Origin of the sequence: Roseovarius atlanticus, assembly GCF_019802205.1 — a bacterium.
Taxonomy (GTDB): domain Bacteria; phylum Pseudomonadota; class Alphaproteobacteria; order Rhodobacterales; family Rhodobacteraceae; genus Roseovarius; species Roseovarius atlanticus_A.
Genome location: NZ_JAHVHQ010000003.1, coordinates 619,922 through 635,216 on the forward strand (window position 1 = coordinate 619,922; position 15,295 = coordinate 635,216).

Consider the following 15,295-nt stretch of genomic DNA (forward strand, 5'->3'; position numbering starts at 1 on the left):
CGGCGTCAAGGGGAGTGAATAAGTGTTAACGGGTTGGAACACAGTGTGAACATTGGCTTTTCCTCGGGACGCGGCTTCGCTATTCTTCGGCCATGAGCAGTTTCGACGAATCCGATGCCTTCGAGAGCATTCCTCTTTCGCAAAGAGCACGCCCGCAAGCTAGAACTACGTATCTGGACGACCTGAATCCCGCGCAACTGCAAGCGGTGAAGGCGCTGGAAGGACCTGTGCTGATGCTGGCGGGCGCGGGCACGGGCAAGACCAAGGCGCTTATGGCGCGAATCGCTCATCTGCTGACGCTGGGAAGAGCGGAGCCACATCAGATTTTGGCTGTGACGTTTACGAATAAAGCCGCGCGTGAAATGAGCCTGCGGCTCGCTCGAACTCCTTTTGAAATTAAAGCGCCTGTTAGGTGGATGGGTACTTTCCACTCCCTTTCAGCTAAGCTGTTGCGGCGGCATGCGGAGCTGGTGGATCTGAAGTCGAACTTCACCATTCTCGACACCGACGATCAGCTGCGGCTGCTGAAGCAGCTGGTGGCGGCGGCGAATATCGACGACAAGCGCTGGCCCGCGCGGATGCTGGCCGGGATCATCGACCAGTGGAAGAACCGGGCGTGGACGCCCGAGCAGGTGCCGGCCGCCGAGGCCAGCGCCTATGACGGCAAGGGCGTGGCGCTGTACAGGCAATACCAGACCCGCCTGCGCGAGCTGAACGCGGTGGATTTCGGGGACCTCCTGCTGCACATGGTGACGATCTTTCAGACCCATGACGACGTGCTGGAGCAGTACCGGCGCTGGTTCCGCTATATCCTGGTGGACGAGTACCAGGATACCAACGTGGCGCAGTACCTGTGGCTGCGGCTGTTGGCGGGCGGGCACCGGAACATCTGTTGCGTGGGCGATGACGACCAGTCGATCTATGGCTGGCGGGGCGCCGAGGTGGGCAACATCCTGCGGTTCGAAAAGGATTTTCCGGGCGCCACTGTTGTTCGGCTGGAGCAGAATTATCGCTCGACGCCGCATATCCTGGCGGCAGCCTCCGGCGTGATTGCGGGCAACAGGGACCGGCTGGGCAAGGAATTGTGGACCGAAGCCGAGGAGGGCGAGAAGGTGCGCCTGATCGGCCACTGGGACGGTGACGAGGAGGCGCGCTGGGTCGGCGAGGAGATCGAGGCGATGCAGCGGGGCACGCGGGGGATGGCGCCGATGAGCCTCGATCACATGGCCATTCTCGTGCGGGCGTCGCACCAGATGCGGGCGTTCGAGGACAGGTTCCTGACGATCGGGATGCCGTACCGGGTGATCGGGGGGCCGCGGTTCTACGAGCGGATGGAGATCCGCGATGCCATGGCTTATTTCCGGCTGGTGGTCAGCCCGGCGGATGACCTGGCCTTCGAGCGGGTGGTGAACACGCCGAAGCGGGGCCTGGGCGACAAGGCGCAGCAGAAGATCCAGGTGACGGCGCGGGCGAACGGCGTGTCGCTGGTCGAAGGCGCTGCGATCCTGCTGGAGGAAAAGGGGCTGACCGGCAAGGGGGCTGCGGAGCTGGGCAAGCTGCTGGAGGGTCTGCGGCGCTGGGGGCGGATGGTGGGGGACAAGGACGTGTCCCATGTCGAGCTGGCCGAGATGGTGCTGGACGAGAGCGGCTATACCGAGATGTGGCAGATGGACAAGACGCCCGAGGCGCCGGGGCGGCTGGAGAACCTCAAGGAACTGGTGAAGGCGCTGGAAGGCTTCGAGAACCTGCAGGGGTTCCTGGAGCATGTCAGCCTGATCATGGACAACGAGAGCGAGGAGGCGGGCGAGAAGGTCAGCATCATGACGCTGCACGCCGCCAAGGGGCTGGAATTTCCGGCCGTGTTCCTGCCGGGGTGGGAGGATGGGTTGTTCCCCAGCCAGCGGAGCATGGATGAAAGCGGGTTGAAGGGGCTCGAGGAGGAGCGGCGGCTGGCCTATGTGGGGATCACGAGGGCCGAGGAGGTGTGCACGATTTCCTTTGCGGGGAACCGGCGGGTCTACGGGCAGTGGCAGAGCCAGATGCCCAGCCGGTTCATCGACGAGCTGCCGGAGGATCATGTCGAGGTGCTGACGCCGCCGGGGCTTTATGGCGGGGGCTATGGCGCGGCGGGCGGTGGCCTCGGGTCGATCGAAGCCCGGGTGGCGGAGGCCAATGTCTATAACTCACCCGGCTGGAAGCGGATGCAGGCGCGGAGCCAGCAGCGCCCGATGAGCCAGCCGCAGGAGGCGCGCGACATGGTGATCGACGCGCAGGCGGTGAGCGCGCACGAGATGGGCGAGCGGGTGTTTCACCAGAAGTTCGGCTATGGCGCGATCATCGGGATCGAGGGCGACAAGCTGGAGATCGATTTCGAGAAGGCCGGGGTCAAGAAGGTGGTGGCGCGGTTCGTGACCGGGGCGGACGATATCCCGTTCTGACGGGGTGGGCCGGCAGTGGTTCCGGTGATCCGAAGGGGCGCGCTGCGCGCGCAGGATGTCTCGACACCGCCAAGTGCGGCGTCTCGGGGCGCGGGTGGCGAGGTGACGCGTTCGGCCGACGAAAGGCGTTTGGCGGGCCGGGGCCTCCGGCGGGGATATTTTCGGCCAGAGGAAGGTGGCCGCGCCGGGAGGGGCGCGGGGCGTCAGGCGCGGTCGAGCCGGTCGCGCAGGGCGAGGATCTCGTCGCGCAGGCGGGCGAGGTCATCCATGTCCATGCCGGTTTCGCGGGTGATGCAGTCGGGGATATGCGCGGCGTCGGCCTGAAGGGCGCGGCCCGTGTCGGTGAGATGCACGCGGACCTGGCGTTCGTCCGCGGTGTCGCGTTCGCGGCGCAGGAGGCCGCGGGTTTCCAGGCGTTTGATCAACGGGGTCAGGGTGTTGGATTCAAGCTGCAACTCGCGGCCCAGGGCGCCGACCGTGCGGGCGTCGCCGAACCAGAGCGCGCTGAGCAACAGGTATTGCGGATAGGTCAGGCCCAGCGGGGCGAGGAGCGGCTTGTAGGTCTGCTGCATCCGGTGCGCGGTGGAATAGAGCGCGAAGCACAGCATGTCGGGTGGGGGCAGGGTGCTCATTGCCGAAAGATATGTCGTGCGCGATTTGATCGCAAGCGTTGACAGGTCGGGTTGCCGACATATGTATCGTGTACGATTTAATCTTGAGCGATGAAAGGGAACCTTCATGTCGACCGATATCAAGTACTGGACCGAAGCCCATGCCACGGGCGGTGGCCGCGAAGGGGTGGCGCGCCTGAAGAACGGCATGCTGACCTTTACCATGGACACGCCCGAGGCGCTGGGCGGGGCCGGCAAGGGGCACAACCCCGAGGAGCTGTTCGCGACGGGCTATGCCGCGTGCTACCTGGGCGCGATGCGCTTTGCCGCGCAGAGCGAGAAGCTGGGCGAGGTGCCCAAGGATGCATCGGTGGATGCCAAGGTGGGGATCGGGCCGCGCGACGATGGCGGGTTCGGCCTGAAGGTCGAACTGAAGGTGAAGATGCCGGGTGTCGACGAGGAGACCGCGAAAAAGATCATGGAACGCGGGCATTTCATCTGTCCGTATTCCAATGCGACGCAGGGCAATATCGAGGTGAAAACCGAGCTGGCCTGACGGCTGGCGATATTGCCGGCGTGGGGCCCGGGCGAGGCAAGACCGTGAATCGTGCTTCGTCCGGGTCTTTTCCTGCGTGGATCAGGGCGTTTCGGGGAAAAACCGGATCGCGTTTCGCGGCTTCTTCGAACGCCAGACGCGATGCATGTTTCGGACTGGCCCGGAAACGCTTTAGCCGAACACCCGGGGAAAAGTCTTTTGCAGGGCCACGTCCACGTCGCCCATGGTGACCGGCAGGCCGAGATCGACCAGCGAGGTGACGCCGTGGTCGGTGATGCCGCAGGGAACGATGCCGGTGAAATGATCGAGTTCCGGTTCGACGTTGATCGAGATGCCGTGGAAGCTGACCCATTTGCGCAGGCGGATGCCGATTGCGGCGATCTTGTCCTCGGGCTTTTGCCCCGTCGCGGTGAGCGGCTTGTCGTCGCGCACGACCCAGACGCCGACGCGGCCCTCGCGAATCTCGCCGGTGACGTTGAACTGGTCGAGGGTGGCGATGACCCAGGATTCCAGTTGCTGGACGAAGGCGCGGACGTCGCGGCCGCGCTGGCCCACGTTCAGCATGACGTAGACGACGCGCTGGCCGGGGCCGTGATAGGTATATTGCCCGCCGCGCTTGGTGGGATAGACCGGGAAGCGGTCGGGATCGGTGAGGTCGGCGGGTTTGGCGGAGGTGCCGGCGGTGTAGAGCGGCGGATGCTCCAAGAGCCAGATCGCCTCGTTGGCCGCGCCGCGCGCGATGGCCTCGGCGCGGGCCTCCATCTCGGCGCAGGCGGTCTCGTAGTCGACGAGGCCGGGGGAGGTGATCCAGTCTACCATCGGCGTGCTTTGGCAGGTGGCGCGGATTTTGTCAAAGCCGTGGTTTTTGGCCTTCACAAGCCGGGCGCGATTGCCTATACGGCGCTGCACCAAGGCGTTCGTTCAGAGCGTCTTTCGGTCACGGGCGGTCGTGGCGGAATTGGTAGACGCGCAGCGTTGAGGTCGCTGTGAGCTAACACTCGTGGGGGTTCGAGTCCCCCCGACCGCACCAGTCCCGAACACCCTTTCGCGTTGCGCGTTGATCGAGGGTGGAGGGCGGCATGGATGTTCATTCGAAAATCGGCGTTCGCGTGGTGGGGTGGAACCCCACCCTACGATTGTGGCGTTCCCGTCACCCAGACCTGCGCGATGGCGCGGTCGTCGGCCATCATGATCGTGGGGAAGACGGCCTGCCAGAGGTCCTCGGCGCTGGCGGCGCGCTGGGCAATCGCCGGGGTCGAGGCGAGGTCTATGGCGACAAGGTCGGCCTCCATTCCCGGGGCGATGGTGCCGATGCGGTCCGAGAGGTGCAGGGCGTCGGCGCTGCCCGCTGTCGCCAGCCACCACAGTTGCGCTGGGTGCAGGGCGGTGCCGGACAGCTGGCCGATCTCGTAGGCGGCGGCCATGGTGCGCAGCATGGAGAAGGACGAGCCGCCCCCGGTATCGGTGGCAAGGCCGATGCGGTGGCTGTCCTCGAGGCGCGCGGCCATGTCGAAGAGGCCGGAGCCGATGAAGGTGTTGGAGGTGGGGCAGTGGACGAGCGCCGCGCCGGTCTCGGCCAGGCGGGCGCGTTCGCGGGCGGTGAGGTGGATGGCGTGGCCGTAGAGGCCTCTTTGCCCCAGCAGCCCGTGCGCTTCGTAGGTGTCGAGATAGTCGCGGGCCGAGGGGAAGAGGGATTTGACCCAGGCGATTTCCTCGACCTGCTCGGAAAGATGCGTTTGCATCAGGCAGGTGGGGTGTTCGGCCCAGAGCGCGCCGAGGGCGGAGAGCTGATCGGGCGTGGAGGTGGGCGAGAAGCGCGGGGTGATGGCGTAGGTCAGCCGGCCGGTGCCGTGCCAGCGGGCGATGAGGGCGGCGCTGTCGTCATAGGCGGATTGCGCGGTGTCCAGGAGGGCGGCGGGGGCGTTGCGGTCCATGCAGGTCTTGCCGGCGACGGCGCGGAGGTTGCGGGTCTGCGCGGCCTCGAAGAAGGCGTCGGCGCTGTGGGCGTGGGAGGTGCAGAATGTCGCGACGGTGGTGGTGCCGTTGGCCAGCGTCAGGTCGAGGTAGCGATTGGCGATCCGGTGCGCGTAGGCGGGATCGGAAAGGCGCATTTCCTCGGGGAAGGTGTAGGTTTCCAGCCAGTCGCGCAGGCGCTTGCCCCAGCTGGCGATGATGCCGGTCTGGGGGTAATGCGCGTGGGCGTCGATGAAGCCGGGCGAGATGAGATGGTCGTCGTGGCGCTCGATCCGGGCGTCCGGGGCGGCGGTGCGCAGGTCCGCGAGGGGGCCGGTGCGGGCGACGTGGCCGTTCTCGATCAGGAGGGCCTCGTCGAGGCGGGCAGAGCCGGCGGGGTCGCCCTGGAACGGTGAGCGCGTGAAGCAGAGGACCTGTCCGGTCAGGATGCGCGGGGGGGTCATGCGGGGTGGTGTCCTCGGGGCCGGTCGGGGGCAGGATAGGTGCGCGGAAGACGGGCGTAAATCCCGCATATTACGTTGTGATTTCCCGCGGCTTTGTCCTACATGGTGCCGCAGAACCGGGGAGCGCGCGATGGCCGAGAAAAACCAGCAGGACGACGTGACCGAAGAGCGCGAACCCGCGCAGGTGCCCGAGCCCGAGCGGGAGCCCGAGCGCGAGGACAGCGCCTATGTTCTGGACCAGAAAGTCGTGGGCCGGATCATGTATGCCGTGGATATCGGCGACCAGGCGATGCTGTGGCAGGAGCTGGAGCCGTTTCACCCCGCCGACATCGCCGACCTTCTGGAACAGATCAATTCCTTCGACCGCCGCCGGCTGATCGAGCTTTACGGGCACGAGTTCGACGGCGACGTGCTGACGGAGCTGGACGAGACGATCCGCGAGGAGGTGATCTCGATCCTGGCGCCGGAGGTTCTGACCAACGCGGTGCGCGACCTGGAATCGGACGACGTGGTCGACTTGGTCGAGGACATGGAGGAAAGCCGGGCGGCCGAGATCCTGGGCGTGCTGGAGGACAGCGACCGGACACTGGTGCAGCAGTCGCTGAGTTACCCCGAGTATTCCGCCGGGCGCCTGATGCAGCGCGAGGTGGTGATGGCGCCCGAGCACTGGAACGTGGGCGAGGCGATCGATTACCTGCGTGACCAGGACGACCTGCCGGACCAGTTCTATCACATCGTGCTGGTGGACCCGCGGCTGAAACCCGTGGGCAACGTGACGCTGGGCAAGCTGATGGCCTCGAGGCGCGAGGTGATGCTGAGCTCGTTGGTGGAGGAGACGTTTCACGTCATTCCCGCCGAGCAGTACGAGGGCGACGTGGCCTATGCGTTCAACCAGTATCACCTGATTTCCGCGCCCGTGGTGGACGAGGACGAACGGCTGGTGGGCGTCATCACCATCGACGACGCCATGGCGGTGCTGGACGAGGAGCACGAGGAGGACATCCTGCGCCTGGCCGGCGTAAGCGAGGAAGGGTCCTTGAGCGACCGGGTGATCAGCACCACCAAGCGGCGGTTTCCGTGGCTGGCGGTGAACCTGGTGACGGCGATCATGGCCTCGCTGGTGATTGCGCAGTTCGAGGCGGCGATCGCGCAGATCGTGGCGCTGGCCGTTCTGATGCCGATCGTGGCGTCGATGGGCGGCAATGCGGGCACGCAGAGCCTGACTGTGGCGGTGCGGGCGATTGCGACGAAGGACCTTACGGGATCGAACGTGTGGCGGTTCATCCGGCGCGAGGTGCTGGTGGGGCTGGTCAACGGGGTGATCTTCGCCGTGGTGATGGGGATCGTCGGCGTGCTGTGGTTCGGCGGGCCGGAACTGGGCTATGTCATCGGGGCGGCGATGGTGATCAACCTGGTGATGGCGGGGTTGGCGGGCACGGTGATTCCGGTGGTGCTGGACCGGGTGGGCGTGGACCCGGCGCTGGCCTCGGGGGCGTTCGTGACCACGGTGACGGACGTGGTGGGCTTTTTCGCCTTCCTGGGGCTTGCTGCGGTGGTGCTGCTGTGAGCGATCTGGCGGATGTGAAGGCGGCGGCGCGCAAGGCGGCGTTCGCGCGGCGCAAGGCGGCGTTTGACGCGGCAGAGGGCGCGGGGGCGGGCCTCTTGTCCGGCGTGCTGGCCGGGTATCGCGGCGTGCCGTTGGCGGGGTACATGCCCATTCGCACCGAGATCGATCCGTTGCCGGCGATGGCCGAGGCGGCGGCGCATGGCCCGGTGGGCGTGCCGGTGATCGAAGGCGAGGGACTGCCGCTGAAGTTCTCGCGCTGGGAACCGGATGGTGAGTTGCGCGACGGGCCGTTTGGCGCACGGGTGCCGGAGGTGGATGACTTTTTCGAGCCGGAGATCCTGATTGTCCCGCTGGTGGCGTTCGACCGGAATGGCGGGCGGCTCGGCTATGGCGGGGGGTTCTATGACCGGACGCTGGAGCTGTTGAGGGGCAAGCGGGCGACGCTGGCCATCGGGTTCGCCTTTGCGGCGCAGGAGGCCGAGGGGCTGCCGCTGGAGCCCACGGACCAGCCGCTGGACATGGTGGTGACGGAGAAAGAGGTGATCGGGTTTTGACGGGGGCGGGTTTTTCCACCACGGCGGTCGATGTTGGATAGCGTGCGGAGTCAAGGCGCAGCTTGCTGCGCCGCCGCGCGATCGCCAGACCGCCCGGACGGGCTGGCGATTGGGGTACGCTGGCGATTTGATTTGAGGTCTTGCGGAAGTTGCAGAGATAAAGTGCCCTGACCGTCGGTCGGGTCGCCATCCCGCGGTCTGGCGTTCGCGCGGCACACCTGTCGCACCTGCAGGAAGGAGACGAACATGGACACCCACGACTACACCGCCAAGGTGGTCTGGACCGGCAACCGGGGCGAGGGCACCCGGAGTTACAAGGGGTATGACAGGACGTGGAACATCGAGACGCCGGGCAAGCCGGTGGTGGCGTGCTCGAACGATCCGGTGCTGGGCGGCGACCCGAAGCTGCACAATCCCGAGGACCTGTTGCTGGCGACGGTAAGTGCGTGCCACATGCTGTGGTACCTGCATTTCGCCAGTGACGCCGGGATCGCGGTGCAGGGCTATGTTGACGACCCTCTGGGCGAGGCGGAGGTGGAGCGGTCCGGCAAGGGGCGGTTCACGCGGGCCGTGTTGCGCCCGGTGATCACGGTGCCCGAGGGCACGGACCTGGAGGCGGCGGACGCGATCCACGGGCGCATTCACGAAGTCTGTTTCATCGCGCGGTCGGTGGCGTTTCCGATTGTCTATGAGGCGCGCTACGAGGTGGCGGCGGGCTGAACGGGGGCGGGGAGGTCCCGGGTCAGGCCCGGGCCGGGGCGGAGCATCGGTGGCTCTTGCCCTTTGGAGGCGGTGTCTCTACCAGTTTCGGCATGAGGATTTTGTATCTTGGAGACGTGATGGGCCGGGCCGGACGGCAGGCCGTCGCGGAGCGTTTGCCGGGCCTGCGCCAGGCGTGGAAGCTGGATTTCGTCGTGGTCAACGGCGAGAACGCCACCGGCGGGATGGGCCTGAGCGGGGCACATGCCAAGGGGCTGCTGGAGGCGGGCGCGGATTGCCTGACGCTGGGGGATCACGCCTTCGACCAGAAGGACATGCTGCAATTCATCGAGGGCGAGCCGCGGATCGTGCGGCCTTTGAACTTCGCCAAGGGCGCGCCGGGGCGCGGTGCGGCGGTCTTTTCCGATGCGCGGGGGCGCAAGGTGATGGTGGCGCAGGTGCTGGGGCAGGTGTTCATGAAACGCGCCTTCGACGACCCGTTCAGCGCCGTCGACACGGTGATGCGCGCCCATGTGCCGGGCGGCGCGGTGCAGGCCAGCCTGATCGACATCCATTGCGAGGCCACCAGCGAGAAGATGGGGATGGGGCATTACTGCGACGGGCGCGCGAGCATCGTCGTGGGCAGCCACACCCATGTGCCCACCGCCGACGCGCAGCTTCTGCCGGGGGGCACGGCGTTTCAGTCGGATGCGGGCATGTGCGGCGATTACCTGAGCGTGATCGGGATGGAGAAGACCGAGCCGATGCGGCGCTTCGTGACCGGCATGGGCAAGGAGCGGTTCACGCCGGCGCTGGGCGAGGTCACGCTGTGCGGCCTGTATGTCGAGACGGATGACGCCACCGGCAAAGCCAGGCGTGTCGAGATGGTCCGCGAGGGCGGGCGGCTGGCGCCGGGTGGTCCATGAGATCGAACTATTGGCTTTATGCCATTCTGATCGCGATGGGGTTGGGCTGGGGCCTGACGATCCCGCTGGCCAAGTTCGCCGTCAGCACCGGGCACCAGCCCGTTGGCCTGATTTTCTGGCAGCTGGTGGTGGTGGTGCTCTGCCTGGGCGCGGTGACGCTGGTGCGGGGGCGCAGGATTGTTTTCGGCCGGGCCTATCTGCGGCTCTTCGTGATGGTCGCGCTGTGCGGCGCGGTCCTGCCCGACGTTTTCTTCTATCTTGCCGCGGCGAAACTGCCGGGCGGCGTGATGTCGATCGTGATCGCGAGCGTGGCGATGTTCTCTCTGCCGATCGCGGTGGCGCTGGGCAATGAGCGGTTCGAGTGGCAGCGCCTGGTCGGGGTGGTGATCGGCCTTGCGGGGATCGTGATGCTGGTGGGGCCGGAGGCGAGCCTGCCGGGCGCGGCCTCGGCTGGGTTCGTCCTGCTGGCGCTGTGTGCGCCGGCGCTCTATGCGACCGAGGGCAACCTGGTGGCCTTGTGGGGCACGCAGGGCCTGGACCCGATGCAGGTGATCCTGGGCGCGTCGCTTGTCGGGCTGGTGATCTGCCTGCCGGCGGCGGTGCTGAGCGGGCAGTGGATCAATCCGCTGAACGGGGTCGGCGTGCCCGAGCTGGCGCTGGCGGCGGGGGCGGCGCTGCACGCGCTGGTCTATGCCACCTATGTCTGGATGGTCGGGCGGGCCGGGTCGGTGTTTACCGCGCAAACCTCTTACATGGTGACGGCGGCGGGGGTTCTGTGGTCGATGGCCCTGTTGCAGGAAAGCTATGCGATCTGGGTCTGGCTGGCGCTGGGTACGATGATGCTGGGGATGTTCCTGGTGCAGCCGCGGGCGGCGCGGGTTCTTGTGCCGGGGCGCGTGATAGATGACAATGCCGAAGCTGGCATGACATCGGACCGGGACGGGCAGAGCTGATGCACTTCATCGAACTTTCGCAGGGCGCCCAGCCGTTGGTCGCCCTGGGCGTGGTCGCGGTGATGTTCGTGCTGTTCATCCGCGAGATCTATCCCACCGAGGTGGTGGCGCTGAGCGGGGCCGCGGTGCTGCTGGCGCTGGGGGTGCTGCCCTATGACGCGGGGCTGGAGGTGCTGGCCAATCCCGCGCCCTGGACCATCGCGGGGATGTTCGTGGTGATGGGGGCGCTGGTGCGCACCGGGGCGCTGGACGCGTTCACCACCGTGGCGGACCGGCAGGCCAAGGTGAACCCCAAGCTGGCCATCGGGATGCTGATGGCCTTTGTCGTGTTCGGCTCGGCCTTCATGAACAACACGCCGGTGGTCGTGGTGATGATCCCGATCTTCGTGCAGCTGGCGCGGACGCTGGGGGTGACGGCCTCGAAGATGCTGATCCCGCTGAGTTACGCGGCGATCCTGGGCGGCACGTTGACGCTGATCGGGACCTCGACAAACCTGCTGGTCGACGGGGTGGCGCGGTCGCAGGGGATGGAGCCCTTCGGGATATTCGAGGTGACGCCGCTGGCGCTGTGCCTGGTGGCGTGGGGGGCGGTGTACCTCTATTTCATCGCGCCGCGCCTGTTGCCGGACCGCGAGAGCATGGCGGACATGCTGTCGGACCGCTCGAAGATGAAGTTCTTCACCGAGGCGGTGATCCCGCCCGACAGCAACCTGATCGGCCGCGAGGTGACCGGGGTGCAGCTGTTCAAGCGCGAGGGCGTGCGGCTGGTGGACGTGGTGCGGGGCGATATCTCGCTGCGGCGCAACCTGCAGGGGGTGGAGTTGCAGGTGGGCGACCGGGTGGTGCTGCGCACGCAAATGACCGAACTGCTGAGCCTGCAGCGCAACAAGGAGCTGAAGCGGGTCGACCAGGTGTCGGCGGTGGAGACGACGACGGTGGAAGTGCTGATCACGCCGGGCTGCAAGATGGTGGGGCGGTCGCTCGGCTCGCTGCGCTTGCGGCGGCGGTTCGGGGTCTATCCGCTGGCGGTGCACCGGCGGAACCAGAATATCGGGCGGCAGCTGGACGACCTGATTGTGCGGGTGGGCGACACGCTGCTGCTGGAAGGCGCGCCGGAGGACATCAAGCGGCTGGCGGGCGAGATGGACCTGGTGGACGTCAGCCAGCCCTCGGCCAAGGCGTTCCGGCGCGGGCATGCGCCCGTGGCGCTGGCGGCGCTGGCCGGGATCGTGATCCTGGCGGCCCTGGGGGTGGCGCCGATCCTGGCGCTGACGGTGATCGCGCTGGCGGTGGTGCTGCTGTCGCGCTGCATCGACGCGGACGAGGCATTTTCCTTTGTCGACGGGCGCCTGCTGGCGCTGATCTTCTCGATGCTGGCCATCGGGGCGGCGCTGGAGGCGTCGGGTGCGATACGGTTGATCGTCGACTACGTGGCGCCGGGGCTGTCGTCCCTGCCGCCCTTCCTGATCGTCTGGGCGATCTACCTTCTGACCTCGATCCTGACGGAATTGGTGAGCAACAACGCGGTGGCGGTGGTGGTGACACCCATCGCCATCGGGCTGGCGGATGCGATGGGGATCGACGCGCGGGCGCTGGTGGTGGCGGTGATGGTCGCGGCCTCGGCCAGTTTCGCCACGCCGATCGGGTACCAGACCAACACGCTGGTCTACGGGCCGGGGGGCTACAAGTTCACCGATTTCCTGAAGGTGGGCGTGCCGCTGAACCTGAGCGTGGGGCTGCTGGCCAGTGCGCTGATCCCGGTCATCTGGCCGTTGTGAGGCTGGCCCGGTGTCGGTGGCTCTGCGCTCGGACAGGGTGACGTTCCGCCACGCGCCAGCATGGCGAGGCTGAAAGGCCCCGCCCAGCCTGTTGCATTGCGATCGAAATATCAGCTGCCGCCACGCGCGCCTTGTGTCGCGGCCATTGCGACGCGGGTGATCGCATGGATCTTGGTGAGGCCATCCTCGCCCGCGGTGTCATAGTCGAACTGGAGCCGGTCGCCAGCGGCAAGGTCGACGGGCAGGGCGATGTCGCCGGGAATGTACCACACTGTCTTGTCAGAGAGCACGAGAACGTTGGTGGCGCGGTCGAATGAGACCACGTTGCCTTGGGTCTGGTCGGCGAATGCAGGAAGGGCCGCGAACGCGGCAAGGGCCGTTGCGATGATGATGCGCATGTCTGTATGTCCAGGGGAGGAAAGCACTCTTGGCGCGACCCCGCGCCTTGTAGCCGCCGGGTGGAGCCTCGCACCCGGATGCAGCGAAGATCGGTTGAGGCTGCCCCTGCGTCAAGATGCACGGTGTGAAATCTTGCGGGGCGCGCGCGGTTTCGGGCGGATTTTCGCGCGTCGGATGCCAAGAAGCTTGCCTGAAATGCCGGCTTGGGGAAGAAAACCCGAAACAACGAGGGATTCTCTGATGCGGCGTTTGATGGCCTTCATGCTGGTTTGCGTGGTTGCGGGATGCAGTGCGAAGGAGGCGCCGGAACCGCGTGCCGCGCACAGCCCGCCGCTTTATCCCAACGAGACGCCGCAGCTTCGGGCGCTGATCAACCAGTATGCCGACGATTACGAGGTGCCACGGTCGCTGGTGCACCGGGTGGTGCAGCGCGAGAGCGATTATCGGCCCGGGGCGCGCAACGGACCCTATTTCGGCATGATGCAGATCCTGCCCGCCACCGCACGGGGCATGGGGTTCCAGGGCGCGCCGAGCGACCTTCTGGATGCGGAAACCAACCTGAAATACGCGGTGAAGTACCTGCGTGGCGCATGGCTGGTGTCGGACGGCAGCGAGCCCGACGCGGTGATGTGGTACGCGCGGGGCTATTACTATGCCGCGCGCGACAAGTGCCTGCTGGTTCAGACCGGCTTGCGCGAGCGCGAGATCGCGCGGCACTGCCGCTGAGGCGGCACGGCCCGGGCGGGCCGGATCGCGCGACGTGATACGCCGGGCGCGGGGGCGGTCCGGGACAGGGCCGTGCGCCTGTCATCCTTCACGATATAGCCGCCGGTCTGGTCCGGCCCGGCGCGGCGGCGCGTGCGGGTGATTGGCGGGATTGCACAGGGGCCTGCGCCTGATTTATAGAGGCGTGAACTTTACGCATGTCATCGGAGGCACGTCATGGCCGGCCATTCCAAATGGGCCAATATCCAGCACCGCAAGGGCCGTCAGGATGCCCAGCGGGCGAAGCTCTTTTCGAAGTTGTCGAAAGAGATCACCATCGCCGCGAAGATGGGCGACCCGGACCCCGACAAGAACCCGCGCCTGCGGCTGGCGGTCAAGCAGGCCAAGTCGCAGTCGATGCCCAACGACAATATCGACCGGGCGATCAAGAAATCGGTCGCGGGCGAGGGCGAGGATTACGAGGAAATCCGCTACGAGGGCTATGGGCCCAACGGCGTGGCGGTGATCGTCGAGGCGATGACCGACAACCGCAACCGCACCGCCAGCACGGTGCGCTCGACCTTTACCAAGCATGGCGGGAACCTCGGTGAGACCGGCTCTGTCGGGTTCATGTTCGAGCGCAAGGGGCAGGTGACCTACCCTTCGGATGCGGGCGATGGCGACACGGTGATGATGGCCGCGATCGAGGCCGGGGCCGAGGACGTGGAATCGGGCGAGGACGGGCATGTGATCTGGTGTGCGGACACGGACCTGAACGATGTCTCGACCGCGCTGGAGGCGGAACTGGGCGAGAGCGAGGAGACCAAGCTGGCCTGGCGTCCGACGACCACCACGGAACTGGACCTGGAAGGCATGCAGAAGCTGATGAAGCTGATCGACGCGCTGGAAGACGATGACGACGTGCAGAACGTCACGACGAATTTCGAGGCCAGCGACGAGGTGATGGACCAGCTGGCGGCGGAGTGATCCGGCCCGCAATGATCTGAGGCGGCGTCCCGGCGGGGCGCCGTTTTGTGTTCGGGCCGGTGTCATGCCCGGAGCCTGCGATGTGCCGTGTTGTGGACCTTTTTGCGGCGCTGCGGCATGCTGCGCGCAGCCAGGGGAGAGTCGGCATGCAGATCGAACACGAAGACGGAGAGAGCAAGGGGCGCTATGTCACCCGGATCGACGATGGGCCGGAGGCGGAGCTGACCTATTCCAAACTGGGACGCACGGGCATGATCATCGACCATACCGGCGTGCCGGACGCGTATCGCGGCAAGGGCGTGGGGCTGGCGCTGGTGACCCGCGCGGTGGAGGATGCCCGCGCGGCGGGGCGCAAGATCACGCCGCTTTGCCCGTTTGCCGCGTCGCAGTTTCGCCGGCACCCGGAGTGGGCGGACGTTCTGGCCTGACTCATGGGCCTGACGCGAGTGTCGTCTCGCGGCGCTTCAAGGTCGCAATCGCGGGTTGCGTCAGGGGCCGCTTGGCGGCAAACTGAGAGTCCCGAAGGTGCCGCGCAGGTCGCGGAGAATTGGGAAGCCGGTGCAAGTCCGGCGCTGCCCCCGCAACGGTAAGGATGGGGGATACCGCAGATGGCCACTGGGGCGTCATGCCCCGGGAAGGCGCGCGTATCCGCACCCCCGCCAAGCCCGGAAACCAGCCTTTGGGACGACGTCGAACCGCGGGGGG

Annotated in this window: 15 protein-coding genes, 1 tRNA gene and 1 riboswitch; of the genes, 12 read left to right on the plus strand and 4 right to left on the minus strand. The window is 66.7% G+C overall.

The annotated features are described in order from the left end of the window. Positions 1 to 92 precede the first annotated feature (92 nt). Positions 93 to 2,438, plus strand: a complete 2,346-nt coding sequence (locus KUV49_RS08860; protein ID WP_222449629.1) for an ATP-dependent helicase — start codon at positions 93 to 95, stop codon at positions 2,436 to 2,438. A gap of 203 nt (positions 2,439 to 2,641) precedes the next feature. On the opposite strand, the gene KUV49_RS08865 is transcribed toward KUV49_RS08860, so the two are convergent. Beyond that, positions 2,642 to 3,070: a MarR family winged helix-turn-helix transcriptional regulator gene (locus tag KUV49_RS08865; protein WP_261391108.1), complete on the minus strand. Its 429-nt coding sequence runs from the start codon at positions 3,068 to 3,070 to the stop codon at positions 2,642 to 2,644. A gap of 106 nt (positions 3,071 to 3,176) precedes the next feature. Between KUV49_RS08865 and KUV49_RS08870 the strand changes: the two genes are divergently transcribed. Next, the gene (locus KUV49_RS08870; protein WP_222449630.1) at positions 3,177 to 3,605 is read left to right on the plus strand and encodes an organic hydroperoxide resistance protein; all 429 of its coding nucleotides are present in this window, start codon (positions 3,177 to 3,179) and stop codon (positions 3,603 to 3,605) included. 171 nt (positions 3,606 to 3,776) lie between these two features. Here KUV49_RS08870 and lipB read toward each other — a convergent pair whose 3' ends face one another. Next, complete coding sequence (lipB, locus tag KUV49_RS08875; protein WP_315899527.1) at positions 3,777 to 4,451, minus strand: lipoyl(octanoyl) transferase LipB; 675 nt, start codon at positions 4,449 to 4,451, stop codon at positions 3,777 to 3,779. Between the two features lie 97 nt (positions 4,452 to 4,548). On the opposite strand from lipB, the gene KUV49_RS08880 reads away from it, so the two are divergent. Next, positions 4,549 to 4,635, plus strand: a tRNA-Leu gene (locus KUV49_RS08880). Between the two features lie 100 nt (positions 4,636 to 4,735). Here the strand turns inward: KUV49_RS08880 and guaD are convergent. After that, entirely contained in the window at positions 4,736 to 6,022 is a 1,287-nt protein-coding gene (gene guaD, locus KUV49_RS08885; RefSeq protein WP_222449632.1) for a guanine deaminase, read from the minus strand. 130 nt (positions 6,023 to 6,152) lie between these two features. Here guaD and mgtE point away from each other — a divergent pair, with 130 nt between their 5' ends. The 6 genes from mgtE to KUV49_RS08915 all read left to right on the plus strand — a co-directional run bounded on the left by mgtE (position 6,153) and on the right by KUV49_RS08915 (position 12,499). Next, positions 6,153 to 7,589: a magnesium transporter gene (gene mgtE / locus KUV49_RS08890; protein WP_152496021.1), complete on the plus strand. Its 1,437-nt coding sequence runs from the start codon at positions 6,153 to 6,155 to the stop codon at positions 7,587 to 7,589. Beyond that, positions 7,586 to 8,143 (plus strand): 5-formyltetrahydrofolate cyclo-ligase, encoded by a 558-nt coding sequence (locus KUV49_RS08895; RefSeq protein WP_222449633.1) that lies wholly within the window; start codon positions 7,586 to 7,588, stop codon positions 8,141 to 8,143. The genes mgtE and KUV49_RS08895 overlap by 4 nt, the downstream gene beginning before the upstream one ends. Positions 8,144 to 8,389: 246 nt before the next feature. After that, the gene (locus KUV49_RS08900; protein ID WP_222449634.1) at positions 8,390 to 8,863 is read left to right on the plus strand and encodes an OsmC family protein; all 474 of its coding nucleotides are present in this window, start codon (positions 8,390 to 8,392) and stop codon (positions 8,861 to 8,863) included. Positions 8,864 to 8,955: 92 nt separating this feature from the next. Beyond that, complete coding sequence (locus KUV49_RS08905) at positions 8,956 to 9,768, plus strand: YmdB family metallophosphoesterase (protein ID WP_222449635.1); 813 nt, start codon at positions 8,956 to 8,958, stop codon at positions 9,766 to 9,768. Next, positions 9,765 to 10,721, plus strand: a complete 957-nt coding sequence (locus tag KUV49_RS08910; RefSeq protein WP_222449636.1) for a DMT family transporter — start codon at positions 9,765 to 9,767, stop codon at positions 10,719 to 10,721. The genes KUV49_RS08905 and KUV49_RS08910 overlap by 4 nt, the downstream gene beginning before the upstream one ends. After that, a complete protein-coding gene (locus tag KUV49_RS08915) occupies positions 10,721 to 12,499 on the plus strand; it encodes an SLC13 family permease (protein WP_222449637.1) in 1,779 nt (592 codons plus the stop codon). Before KUV49_RS08910 ends, KUV49_RS08915 begins: the two co-directional genes overlap by 1 nt. A gap of 110 nt (positions 12,500 to 12,609) precedes the next feature. Here the strand turns inward: KUV49_RS08915 and KUV49_RS08920 are convergent, their stop codons facing one another. Then, on the minus strand, positions 12,610 to 12,897 hold the full coding sequence (locus KUV49_RS08920) for a hypothetical protein (protein WP_222449638.1): 288 nt from the start codon (positions 12,895 to 12,897) through the stop codon (positions 12,610 to 12,612). 241 nt (positions 12,898 to 13,138) lie between these two features. Here KUV49_RS08920 and KUV49_RS08925 point away from each other — a divergent pair, with 241 nt between their 5' ends. From KUV49_RS08925 to KUV49_RS08935, 3 genes are all read left to right on the plus strand, one after another. After that, positions 13,139 to 13,624, plus strand: coding sequence for a lytic transglycosylase domain-containing protein (locus KUV49_RS08925; protein WP_152491869.1), 486 nt, complete (start codon positions 13,139 to 13,141; stop codon positions 13,622 to 13,624). A 216-nt stretch (positions 13,625 to 13,840) separates the two neighbouring features. Further along, a complete protein-coding gene (locus tag KUV49_RS08930; protein ID WP_152491870.1) occupies positions 13,841 to 14,590 on the plus strand; it encodes a YebC/PmpR family DNA-binding transcriptional regulator in 750 nt (249 codons plus the stop codon). A 146-nt stretch (positions 14,591 to 14,736) separates the two neighbouring features. Further along, positions 14,737 to 15,018 carry a GNAT family N-acetyltransferase gene (locus KUV49_RS08935; RefSeq protein WP_152496014.1) on the plus strand — a complete coding sequence of 94 codons (282 nt, stop codon included), beginning with the start codon at positions 14,737 to 14,739 and terminating at the stop codon, positions 15,016 to 15,018. 78 nt (positions 15,019 to 15,096) lie between these two features. After that, positions 15,097 to 15,286: riboswitch (cobalamin riboswitch) on the plus strand. Positions 15,287 to 15,295: the final 9 nt, after the last annotated feature.